The organism is Streptosporangium sp. NPDC023963 (assembly GCF_040639135.1).
Lineage (GTDB): Bacteria > Actinomycetota > Actinomycetes > Streptosporangiales > Streptosporangiaceae > Streptosporangium.
In genome coordinates this window covers 295973-307611 of sequence record NZ_JBEZZK010000006.1, presented here as the reverse complement: position 1 = coordinate 307611, position 11639 = coordinate 295973, and the positions used below count along the sequence as shown (strand labels likewise).

General features: G+C 72.2%; 9 protein-coding genes. 5 read left to right on the top strand and 4 right to left on the bottom strand.

Translation table 11 applies throughout. From position 1 onward, the window contains the following. Nucleotides 1-33 precede the first annotated feature (33 nt). The 5 genes from AB0F88_RS21175 (at nt 34) to AB0F88_RS21155 (ending at nt 7461) form a co-directional block, all read left to right on the top strand. Nucleotides 34-2817 carry an AAA family ATPase gene (locus AB0F88_RS21175; protein WP_362686333.1) on the top strand — a complete coding sequence of 928 codons (2784 nt, stop codon included), beginning with the start codon at nt 34-36 and terminating at the stop codon, nt 2815-2817. 292 nt (nt 2818-3109) lie between these two features. Continuing rightward, nucleotides 3110-3982 (top strand): dienelactone hydrolase family protein, encoded by an 873-nt coding sequence (locus AB0F88_RS21170; protein WP_362686736.1) that lies wholly within the window; start codon nt 3110-3112, stop codon nt 3980-3982. A gap of 275 nt (nt 3983-4257) precedes the next feature. Next, nucleotides 4258-5079 (top strand): DUF3152 domain-containing protein, encoded by an 822-nt coding sequence (locus AB0F88_RS21165; protein WP_362686330.1) that lies wholly within the window; start codon nt 4258-4260, stop codon nt 5077-5079. A 276-nt stretch (nt 5080-5355) separates the two neighbouring features. After that, nucleotides 5356-6405 (top strand): NAD-dependent epimerase/dehydratase family protein, encoded by a 1050-nt coding sequence (locus AB0F88_RS21160; protein ID WP_362686327.1) that lies wholly within the window; start codon nt 5356-5358, stop codon nt 6403-6405. A gap of 30 nt (nt 6406-6435) precedes the next feature. Then, entirely contained in the window at nt 6436-7461 is a 1026-nt protein-coding gene (locus AB0F88_RS21155; protein WP_362686324.1) for a DUF72 domain-containing protein, read from the top strand. A gap of 132 nt (nt 7462-7593) precedes the next feature. Here AB0F88_RS21155 and AB0F88_RS21150 read toward each other — a convergent pair whose 3' ends face one another. The 4 genes from AB0F88_RS21150 to AB0F88_RS21135 form a co-directional block, all read right to left on the bottom strand. Beyond that, nucleotides 7594-7866: a WhiB family transcriptional regulator gene (locus tag AB0F88_RS21150; protein WP_362686321.1), complete on the bottom strand. Its 273-nt coding sequence runs from the start codon at nt 7864-7866 to the stop codon at nt 7594-7596. Between the two features lie 279 nt (nt 7867-8145). After that, complete coding sequence (locus AB0F88_RS21145; RefSeq protein WP_362686318.1) at nt 8146-9804, bottom strand: catalase; 1659 nt, start codon at nt 9802-9804, stop codon at nt 8146-8148. A 191-nt stretch (nt 9805-9995) separates the two neighbouring features. Further along, on the bottom strand, nt 9996-10388 hold the full coding sequence (locus tag AB0F88_RS21140) for a ChaB family protein (RefSeq protein WP_362686315.1): 393 nt from the start codon (nt 10386-10388) through the stop codon (nt 9996-9998). Between the two features lie 248 nt (nt 10389-10636). Further along, on the bottom strand, nt 10637-11575 hold the full coding sequence (locus AB0F88_RS21135) for a DUF2268 domain-containing putative Zn-dependent protease (RefSeq protein WP_362686312.1): 939 nt from the start codon (nt 11573-11575) through the stop codon (nt 10637-10639). Between the last annotated feature and the right edge of the window lie 64 nt (nt 11576-11639).

Here is an 11639-nt window from a genome sequence, read left to right as displayed (position 1 = left end):
TCCAGGCGCGACACACGCGCGTAACACTGAGGGATGCCCTCCCTCTCCGCCGCCACCCGGTCACCGGCGCTGCACGGCCGTGACACGGAGCAGGACGCGCTGCTGCGATTACTCGACGCCGCCCGGGGCGGCTCCGGGGGCGCGGCGATCCTGCGAGGGGCGCGGGGCACGGGAAAGACCGCGCTGCTCGACCTCGCGGCGGCCCACGCCGGCGGCACCCGCGACACCGGCGGTTTCGTCATCCTCAGGGTGCGCGGCACCGAGGCGGAGTCGCACCTGCCGTACGCCGGGCTGCACGGCCTGCTCAGACCGTTCGCCGGCCGGCTCCCCGCGCTCCCCCCGGCGCAGGCGGAGGCGCTGACCCGGGCGCTGGAGCTGGGCGCGGCGGACGGCGGGCTGACGCTTCCCGCGGCGGTTCTCAACCTCCTGGCGGCCGCCGGCGGCCCGGTGCTGGCCTGCGTCGACGACGTCCACCACCTCGACGCGCCCAGCCGCGAGGCGCTCTTCTTCGTGGCCAGACGGCTGGCGGGGGAACCGGTCGTGCTGCTGTTCGGGACCGACGACGGCGACGGTGCCGCCGCCCCCGACGACATACCGGCGTTCGAGCTGGGCGCCCTGGACGAGGAGGCGGCCAGGCGACTCGCCGACGACCTGGTGCCGGGGCTGGCCGACGACGTACGGGCGTCGCTGCTGGAGATCGCCTGCGGCAACCCGCTGGCGCTCGGAGAGCTCGCCGGATCGCTGAGCCCCGAGCAGATCTCCGGCGCCGCCTCCCCGCCCGGAACCCTGCCGAGGGGCGGGCGGCTCTGGCGCGCGTACACCGGCCGGCTGGCGCGGCTGCCCGCCGAGACCGCGGACATGCTCCTGCTGCTCGCGGCGGATCCCGACCTGGAGACGGTCACCCTGGTCGGCGCCGCGGAGCCGGAGCGCGCGCAGGCCGCGCTGGAGCCGGCGGAGCGGGCGGGGGTGATCGTCCCTGTCGCCGGCGCCGGCGACGGTGCCGGTGACCGCTACGACTTCCGCGAACCGGCGATGCGGACGGTCGTCTACGCCGGCGCCTCCCTCGCCCGCCGCCGCGCCGCGCACCGCCTGCTCGCGGGCATGCTGTGCCACGACCATCAGCGGCTGCGGCGCGCCTGGCACCGGGCCGCCGCGATGGACGGCCCCGCCGAGTCGCTCGCCGACGAGCTGGCGGCGGCCGCGGCGGCGGCGACCTCCCCCGGCGGCCACCCGGCGACCTTCCTCGCCTTCGAGCGGGCGGCCGAGCTGACCGAGCACGGCGACGTCAAGGCCGCGCGGCTGGCCGCGGCCGCCAACCGCGCCTGGCACGCGGGCCTGCCCCGCCGCGCCCGGTCGTTGCTCACCCGCCTGCAGTCGCTGACGATCTCCGAGGAGGTGCGCAGCCAGGCCGAGCTGATCCGCGGCAGCCTGGAGATGCGCAGCGGGAGGACCGGCAGCGCCGGGGAGGACCTGCTGGCGGCGGCCGAGTCGCTGCTGGACAGGGACCGGGGGCAGGCCGTGCGGGTGCTCATCCGCGCGGGCGAGGCGAGCTATCTGGCCGGCGACAACCTTCGCTACCTGGACATGGCGCGGTGGGCCGCCACGCTGCGCCGCCCGGACGACCCGGCGGCCACCCAGCTGATGTTCGAGTATCTGGCCGGTACGGCGGCGACCTTCGACGGCCGTCACCGGGAGGCGGCCGATCCGCTCCGCCGGGTGCTGGAGCTCGCGCCCTCGGTGCGTACCCCCTCGGTGCTGGTGTGGGCGGGCGTGGCCAGCCTGCTGCTCGGCGACGACGCGCAGGCGGTGCGGTTGTGCGGCCGGGCGGTGGAGACGGCGCGCGCCCGCGGGGCGGTCTCCACCGTGCCGCAGGTCCTGGAGTTCATGATCAATGCCGAGCTCTGGATGGGCCGCTACGCCTCCATCACCGCCAGCGCCGTCGAGGGGCTCCGGCTGGCCCAGGAGCGCGGGCGGCCCAACAGCGCGGGCCAGCACCTGGGGTGGCTGGCCCTCACCGCGGCCATCGAGGGGGACGAGGAGACGTGCGCGATCAGGGCGGCGAGCGCCATCGAGCTGGCGGGCGCCCACGGCGTGTGCGTGGCGGGAGCGCTCGGCACCTGGGCGCTGGCCCACCTCGACCTCGCGGCGGGCCGGCACGCCGACGCCGCCAAGCGGCTGCGGGCCACGACCAGGGCGGACGGGACCAGCGGCCACCTCGTCGTGCGGGTCATGTCGACCCCCCTGTTCGTCGAGGCCGCCGCGCGCACGGGCGACCGGGAGCGGGCCGGGGAGGCGCTGCGGGTGCTCGACCGCTGGGTGGGCAGCACCCGAAGTCCCGACCGGCGCGCGCTGGCCACGCGCTGCCACGCGCTCCTGGCCGCCCCCGGCGACGCCGAGGAGTACTTCCGGGCCGCGCTCGACCTGCACCACCAGGGGTTCTCCGAGTTCGAGACGGCCCGCACCCAGCTGCTCTTCGGCAGCGCGCTGCGCAGGAACCGGCGTCCGGGCGCGGCCAGGGAGCACCTGCACAGCGCGCTGGAGACGTTCGAGCGCTCCGGCGCGCGGCTGTGGGCCGAGCAGGCCCGCGCCGAGCTGCGCGGCGCGGGAGAGGCCGTCCGGTCGCACCGCCCGAAGGCCACCGAGAAGCTCACCGCGCAGCAGTACCAGATCGCGCGCATCGTGGCGGACGGCGCCACCAACCGGGAGGTGGCGGCCCGGCTCTTCCTGAGTCCGAGGACCGTCGAGCACCACCTCAGGAACATCTTCGCCAAGCTCGACATCCGCTCCCGGGTGGAACTGGTGCGGTTGATGTCGTGATTCACCGGTCTTGACCGGTGCGATGGAGTACGGGTGATTTCACCGATGCACTCCGGGGCTGACAGGGAGAAAGTGGCGTCTGTCAGAAACCCGAGGGGTCACCCCGGTGCGCTGACCGTACCGCCGCCGTTCCCGGTGGCGGGCCGACGCGCGACGAACGGCCGTCAGCCTCGACCGCCGTATCGCCGTGGTTCCCCCCACAGGAACGGAGTACAGCAACGTGCAGCCGTACGGCACCACCCCCCAGGCCCCCGCGCCCAGGCGTTCCCGCCGGGCGACGACGGTCGCCACGCTGACCCTCGCACTCGCTCTGCTCGGCACCGGCGGGACCCTCGCGCCCGCCGCGCAGGCCATCGCGGCCCCCGCCGCGCAGGCCGCCTCCGCCGGTCCCTACGACCGCGGCCCCGACCCGACCGACTCCAGCATCGAGGCGGTCAGAGGACCGTTCTCGATCTCGGAGACCACCGTCTCCTCGCTGCGGGTGAGCGGCTTCGGCGGAGGCACGATCTACTACCCGACGTCCACCGCCGAGGGGACGTTCGGCGGGATCGCCATCGCCCCCGGCTACACCGCGAGCAGGTCCACCATGGCCTGGCTCGCCTCGCGGCTGGCCTCCCACGGCTTCGTGGTCTTCAACATCGACACCATCACCCGCTCCGACCAGCCCGCCAGCCGGGGACGGCAGCTGCTGGCCGCGCTCGACTACCTCACGCGGGAGAGCTCGGTCGCGAGCCGGGTCGACGCGAGCAGGCTCGGCGTCGCCGGGCACTCGATGGGCGGCGGCGGCACGCTGGCGGCCGCCGACAGCCGGCCGCAGCTGCAGGCGGCCATCCCGCTGACCCCGTGGCACACGACCAAGAGCTGGTCGAACCTGCGCGTCCCGACAATGATCATCGGCGCGGAGAACGACTCGGTCGCCTCGGTGACCCTGCACTCCAAGCCGTTCTACAACAGCATCCCCGCCTCCTCGGAGAAGGCCTACCTGGAGCTCGACGGCGCCAGCCACTTCGCGCCCAACTCCTCCAACACGACGATCGCCAAGTACAGCGTCTCGTGGATGAAGCGCTTCATCGACGACGACACCCGCTACGAGCAGTTCCTGTGCCCCGCGCCCAGCAACGACAGGAACATCTCCGAGTACCGGGACACCTGCCCGCACTCGTAGGACCGCGGGACCGCCGCCGGGCCACCACATCGGCCGCGGTCCCCGCCGGCGGCCGGTGTTCCCCAGCGGCGGCCGGTGACACTCGACGGCACAGGTCAGCAAACCATCCGTCAAGCCCGCGAAACCCCTGATCCGACGGCGGCCGCAGCATGCGGCCGCCGTCGGCGTACCCCCCCGAAGTTCCCCGGCGCCGCCCTCATATGATGGATTTTCTCCTGGTTTGATCAGTTACCGCCGAGGGGCAATAAGGTTTACGGTCTATGTCCAGGAACGCAATGAGACGTGACCCTAAGACCGTTCTGTGGCTTCTCGCGCTGAGCATCGTGGTCACCTTCACGGCCGGTGGGGCCACGGTGCTGAGCGGTCACCTCGAACCCGTTCCCGACAGGCCCGCGCCTCCTGACGCCGCCCCGCCCGGGATACCGGCGGTGCCCGCGACGCCGACCCCGCCGCCGCAACCCCAGAACCTTCAGGACACGGCCGCGCCCGCGAACTCCGCCGGTCCCACGCCCCCGTCACCGGCCAAGGAGCCGCTGCTGCTCGCCAACGGCCGGCAGCAGCCGCTGAAGGTGAAGGTCCCCCGGTCGGCCAAGGGCCGCTACGCCGTCGCCCCCGGCGAGGCCCGGCCTCCCCGGGGGAAGGGCAAGGTGATCCGGTACGCGGTGGAGGTCGAGCTGGGCCTGCCGTTCGAGGTGGAGGAGTTCGCCGCCGAGGTGCACCGGATCCTCAACGACCCGCGCGGCTGGGGCTACCGGTTCAAGCGGGTGGCCCGCGGCCCGGTGAGGATCAGGGTCTCGCTGTCCAGCCCCGAGACGGCCGACAGGCGGTGCCTGCCGATGCGGACCAACGGCATCCTCTCCTGCTGGAACGGCGAGCGCGCGGTCATCAACGCGGTCCGCTGGAACAGCGGGGCGACCGGCTACGGCCGCGACGTGGCCTCCTACCGCGAGTACGTCATCAGCCACGAGGTCGGCCACGGCCTCGGCCACGGCCACGTGTCCTGCCCGGGGCGCGGCCGGCGGGCGCCGGTGATGCTCCAGCAGACCAAGTCCCTCTACGGCTGCCGCCCCAACCCCTGGCCGTCCCCCCGGCGCTGAGTTCCCGCCGTCTCCCCGCCGTCTCCCCGCCGTCTCCCCGCCGTCTCCCCGCCGTCTTCCGGCCGCCTCTCGCGGGCGGCCCCGGGAACCCGGGGCGCGACCGTCCGGGCCGGCCCGGGCGGCGGACGGCGGACCCGGCCCCGCGTCCGGCCGGGCCGGCGGGCGACGCCCCCGGACGGCCGGACGCGGCGATCACGTGTCGCCGGATCGTCTCCTCGTACGGCAAAGCAGTCGTGGGGATGGATTCACCGGGCCCTCCCGGGGCACGCGGTAGGCATGCGAGTAGTAGTAGTCGGCGCGACGGGAAACGTGGGCACGAGCGTGGTGTCCGCCCTCGCGGCCGATCAGGATGTCACGTCCATCGTGGGCCTGGCCCGCAGGCGGCCGGACTGGTCTCCGCCCAAGACCACCTGGCGGACCGTCGACGTCGCCGGCGGCGACCTGGCGCCACACCTGGAGGGAGCCGACGCGGTCGTCCACCTGGCGTGGCTGTTCCAACCCACCCGCGCCCCGGTGACGACCTGGCGGAACAACGTCCTGGGCAGCATCAGGGTCTTCGAGGCCGCCGCGCGGGCGGGTGTCTCCGCGCTCGTGCACGCCTCCTCGGTGGGCGCCTACTCCTCCGCCCCCAAGGACCGGGCCGTCACCGAGGACTGGCCGACCCACGGCTGGCCCGGTGCCGCCTACGGCCGGGAGAAGGCCTACGTGGAACGGGTTCTCGACCTGTTCGAGCGCGACCACCCGGGCATCAGGGTCGTGCGGTTGCGGCCGGGCTTCATCTTCAAGCGGGAGGCGGCGGTCGGGCAGCGGCGCCTGTTCGGCGGGCCGTTCGTGCCGCAGCGGCTGGTACGGCCGAGCCTGATCCCGTTCGTGCCCGACACCCCCGGGCTCCGCTTCCAGACGGTCCACACCGACGACGTCGGCGAGGCCTACCGGCTGGCGGTCACCCGGCCGGTGTCGGGCGCCTTCAACATCGCCGCCGACCCGGTGATCGAGCCCTCGGTGCTGGCCGAACTGCTCGGTGCCCGGCTGGTTCCCGTCTCGGGCTGGGCGCTCAGGAGCACCGTCGCCGCGGCCTGGCACATGAGGCTGATCCCCGCCTCGCCGGGCCTGGTCGACCTGGTGCTCAGAATGCCGATCATGGACATCGGCCGCGCCCGCGCCGAGCTGGGCTGGCAGCCGCGCCACACGGCAGTGGAGGCGATGAAAGAGCTGTTCGAGGGGCTTCGGGGCGCCGAGGGCATGGACACCCCGCCGCTGTCGCCGAGCACCGGAGGGCCCGCGCGCCTGGGTGAGCTGGCCGGCGGCGTCGGCCGAAGGCCTTAGCGACCCGGCGGCGTGAGGGAGGACGCGGGTATGGGCAGGATCCTCGTGGGCACGGCCTCGTGGACGCACCGGTCGCTGCTGGAGTCGGGCTGGTATCCCGCCGACGCCTCCACCCCGGCGAAACGCCTGGCCCACTACGCGACGAGGTTCCCGATCGCCGAGGTGGACGCCACCTACTACCACCCGCCGTCACAGAGCACCGTGGAGGCGTGGCGCGACCGTACGCCCGCGGACTTCACCTTCGACGTCAAGGCGTTCTCCCTGCTGACCGGGCATCCCACCCGATCCGCCTCCCTCTACAAGGACCTGCGGGAGGACCTCGGCGCGCCCCCGCAGCGCAACCTCTATCCGAAGGACGTGCCGCAGGAGATCCTCGACGAGGTCTGGCGGCGGTTCCTCGGCGCGCTGGAACCGCTGCACGAGGCGGGCAAGCTGGGGGCGGTGCTCTTCCAGTTCCCGCCGTGGTTCCCGATCGGGGAGGGCAACAGGCGCTACATCCTGGAGTGCGCCCGGCGCTGCGCGCCGATGCGTATCAGCGTCGAGTTCCGCAACCACACCTGGATGGACGAGGAGAACCGCGAGGACACCCTGGCCTTCCTCGCCGGGCACGATCTCGCGTACGTGGGGGTCGACATGCCGCAGGGGCACACCTCGTCGATCCCGCCGATCCTGGCCGCGACCTCCGACCTCGCCGTGCTGCGGCTGCACGGGCACTCCGACAAGTGGACCAGCAAGAACGTCGACGAGCGCTTCGCGTACATGTACTCGGAGGCGGAGCTCGCGCGGTGGGCGGCCAGGGTCCTGGAACTCGCGGAGGGGGCCGAGGTGACCCATGTGCTCTTCAACAACTGCTGCGCGGACAACTCCCAGCGCAACGCCGCCCGGTTCCGCGCCCTCGTCGGGGAGCCCGGGGAGCCCGGGGAGCCCGTTGAAACCGATGAGCCGGGCGGGCAGCTCGCCCTGGACCACATGCCGGTCGGGCAACTCGCCCTGGACCACGTGCCGGGCGGGCAGGGCGAAGCGGGCCGGCCCAGGAAGGGCCGGATGGCCGGCTGACGGCCGACGCGGAAAAGGACCGGGGAAGGGACCGGGACACGGGACACGGGAAAACCGGGGACGACCGGGACACGAGACCCAGGACCAGGGACGCGGAAAGGGGCCGGGACGGCCCGTCGCCGCGGAAAGCCGCTATCTGACCCTGCGCCTCTCCCCGGTCATGGCGGCCCTGCGCTCCTCCGGGGTGGTGCCTCCCCAGACGCCGTACATCTGCTGGGTGTTCAACGCGTACTCCAGGCAGCGCCCGCGCACCGGGCACCGGCGGCACACCGCCCTGGCGCGCTCGTACTGCTCACGACCCGGCCCCTCGTAGGACACGGGGAAGAAAAGCTCGGGGTCCTCGCTGAGGCAGGACGAGCGGCGGGACCAGTGGATGATCGGAATGACGTTGCTCTTAACAGGCATGGCGATCCAATTGGGAGTAGGAACGGCTCAGGTGTTGGCGGCTCAGGTTGAGGATCGCGTGCCCGCTGTAATGGCATTCATACCTTTTAAGCGGAAAAATCGGGCGGCCTTGACCGAGGATTTCGTGCTGTCCTGATCGTCCTGGTCAGAGGGTCACCCGGGGCGGGTGGATCATCTGTCCGCCGCGCCGGGACACCGTCCCGACGCCGTCGCCCCCGTTCACGACTCCCCTCCGCGCCGGGTGCGGAACGCGGCCCGCTCCGCACCCGGCGGCGGTTCCTACAGCTGCGCCCGCGTCCTCTCGTCAGGCACGCAGTGGGTCATCTTCAGGCCGGTCACGTCGCGCGGCCCGTTCTTGCCGAGCCTGGACATCCGCTCGCGATCCTCCTCACTCAGGTCCTGACCGGCCAGCGGCTCCAGGTGGGAGACGTCGTCGGGGCCGATCCCGAGTCCCTCCCCGACCCTGAGCCCGAGGTCGTCCTCGACCATCAGGAAGTGCCAGACCATGCGCTCCTGGACCGGGCGTGAGGCCTGGGACAGCATGCCGACGAAGTTGAGCACGAGATCGTCGCGCTCCCACTCCTCCATCAGCAGGTAGCGCCGGCCCGCCTGGGTGTAGTCGTTCGTACGCGGGATGCGCTTGCGGGTCAGCCGCCCCGAGACGACCGGGCCCTGCTCGTCGTGGGTGGGGTACCGCCCCTCCCTGAGCCCTCCGGTGATGGACGGCTCGTAGTTGACGTGCGGGTTCTCGCCCTGTCCGTCGACGTGGTAGGTCATCTGGCCGTCGCGCTGGTTGGTGCGCACCTCGGCGTTCTTGGCCTGGTTGACCGGCAGCTGCAGGTAGTTCGGGCCCACCCGGTGGCGCTGGGTGTCGCTGTAGGAGAACGTGCGGCCCGTCAGCATCTTGTCGTCGGAGAAGTCGAGACCGTCGACCAGGACGCCGGTGCCGAAGGAGATCTGCTCGTTCTCGGCGAAGTTGTTGGCCACGTTGCGATCCAGGACCATCCTGCCGACCGGCAGGGCGGGGAACTCGTTCTCCGGCCACACCTTGGTGTCGTCCAGCGGGTCGAAGTCCAGCTCGGGGTGCTCGTCGTCGCTCATGATCTGCACCAGCAGCTCCCACTCGGGGAAGTCGCCGCGGTCGATCGCCTCGTGCAGGTCCTTGGTGGCGTGCCCGAGCTCCTGCCCCTGTACGGCGGCGGCGTCCTCGGCGGTCATGCTGCGCACGCCCTGCTTGGGCATCCAGTGGTACTTGACCAGATGGGTCTCCCCCTGCGCGTTCACCCACTTGTAGGTGTTGACGCCGAAGCCCTGCATGTGCCGGTAGTCGGCGGGGATGCCGCGCGGGCTGAACAGGTTGACGATCATGTGCATGCTCTCCGGCGTCTGCGACATGAAGTCGAAGATCCGGCCGGGCTCCTGCCTGAACGTCACCGGGTCCGGCTTGAGCGCGTGGATCACGTCGGGGAACTTGATGGCGTCCCTGATGAAGAAGACCGCCAGGTTGTTGCCGACGAGGTCCCAGTTGCCGTCCTCGGTGTAGAACTTCACCGCGAACCCGCGCGGGTCGCGGGCGGCCTCCGAGGAGTCCCTGCCGCCGATCACCGTGGAGAACCGTACGGCCACGTCGGTCCGTTTCCCGGCCTCCTGGAAGAGCTTCGCCCGCGTGTAGCGGCCGATCGGCTCGTCACCGAGCTTGCCGTAGGCCTCGAAGTGGCCGTAGGCGGTCACCCCCCGGGCGTGGACCACCCGCTCGGGAATGCGTTCGCGGTCGAAGTGGCTGATCTTCTCCAGGAACTGGTAGTTCTCCAGCGTGGCCGGACCCCTCGCGCCGACCGTGCGCTGGTTCTGGTTGTCGTAGACCTGGTGCCCCTGACGATTGGTCAGGACCGGACGGTCATCGCCCGGCTGGGGTCCCACGCTCGACACATCCGTCATGGCGGCGCTTCCTTCCCTCCCGCGGTCGCTTCATCGTGTCTCTGTACATATCGACACACAGCCACCTTGTCCGACAAAAGGCGCTTTATAGCAATAAGGAGGAGAATCTTCACAAAAAGGAGCAGTGGTTTACGCATGACGGCGCCCGCCCGGGGACGCGTCCCCGGGCGGGACCTCCGGCGGTCAGGAGCTCAGCGGGCCTTCGCCGTGGCCCGCCGGTTCGCCTTCTTGATGGCCGAGACCAGCTCCTCCTTCGACATCGTGGACCGCCCCCTGACGTCCAGGCGCCTGGCCACGTCGTAGAGGTGCTGCTTGGAGGCGTTGGCGTCCACCCCCTCGGCGCTCCTGCCTCCCCTGAGCCCGCCCCGGGCGGCGCGGGCGTCGGACGGCCCCTTGCGGCCCTTCGGCTCCCAGTGGTCGCCGACCTTCTCGAAGGAGTGCTTCAGCGCGGCGAACGCCGTACGGTGCGCCCGCTCCCCCTCCCCGTAGGTCTCCACCGCGGAGTCGTGTGCCTTGATCCACGTCTCCTGCGCCTTCTTCGGCGAACGCCGCAGGGTGGTCGGGATCTCCTCGCGTGCCGGCATTGCGTGGTCACCTCTCCTCTTCGCAGGTCACAACCTCATCGGCGACATGCCCGCCCGATCGCCGATCATGCCGTCGCCTCCCGCCCAGCAGGGAGATGACGGCCCGTTCCACGGCGCCGTGCGTGGCCGGCCGCCCGAACCCGGTGTCGGCTCCCAGACGGTCGAGCGCCCGCACGACGGTCCCGCCCCTGGCGTACGCGTCGATGACGCGCGGGTCGATGTAGGAGGCGCGGGCGGCCGTCCACGAATCAAGCCTCGCCCCCCGCGAAGAGCTCGGAGACCACCTGGGACGGCTGGGACGGCTGGGACGGCTGGACGGTCACCCCGGCGTTGCGCAGGATCTCCTCCCCGGGCAGCACCGTGCTCCGCGCGGCCGTCAGGCCGGATGCGGCCAGGTGGGCGTCCACGATGCGCAGGCCCACCCCGTAACCGGCCATGTCGGGGACGCCGGCCGGTTCCCAGCCGAACCTGCTCATGGCCGTGTCGCCCAGCACGTAGGCCGGGGTGTTCCACATGCCCTGCAGACCGGCGGCCGCGGTGATCGTCTCGTACGCGCGGTCGAACTCCGCGCCGGTCACCATCCCCGACCACGGGCCCATGGCCTCGGGGCCGGACAGTTCCCTGACGAACGCCTCGGCCAGCCCCTCGGACACGACGTGCTCGCCGACCGTGACCGTCGCGGGGTTCCACTCCACGTTGTGGTAGCGCACCTGGTGGTGGAACTCGTGCACCGCGCAGTGGGCGATCCTGCCGATGACGTCGTCCGAGGGCCAGGCCAGCAGGTAGAGCCAGCCCGGCGAGCCGCCCATGCCGTAGTAGCCGCCGGCGACGTTCGTGAGGTACGCGTCGCCGGGGTCGCCGAGCACGAGCATGACCTGCAGGCTCTCCGGCCCCTTGATGTCCGGCACGGCGTCGCCGAGATGCCTCCAGGCGGACCGCAGGGCGTCCTCGATCCGGCCGCGCACGTCCTGCTCGACCAGCCGCCGCAGTGCGGGAAGGTGGCGGTCGTCGTCACGGTCCACCCGGAAGCCGCCGCCCGTGTGGTGGATGTCGACGAGGTCGCCGGGCATGGGAATGGCCTCGCGCATGGGCGCCAGCATCGCGCGCAGTGCCTCCGGGCGCCGCTCCAGCGGGAGACCCGCCAGGTCCAGCATGGCCCGCGGGGTGTCGTGAACGGTGATTTCCATGCCCGCGACGGTAAAGGCTCCCGTTACGGGAGACTCAACCCGATTACCGGCGAGGACCCCGGGG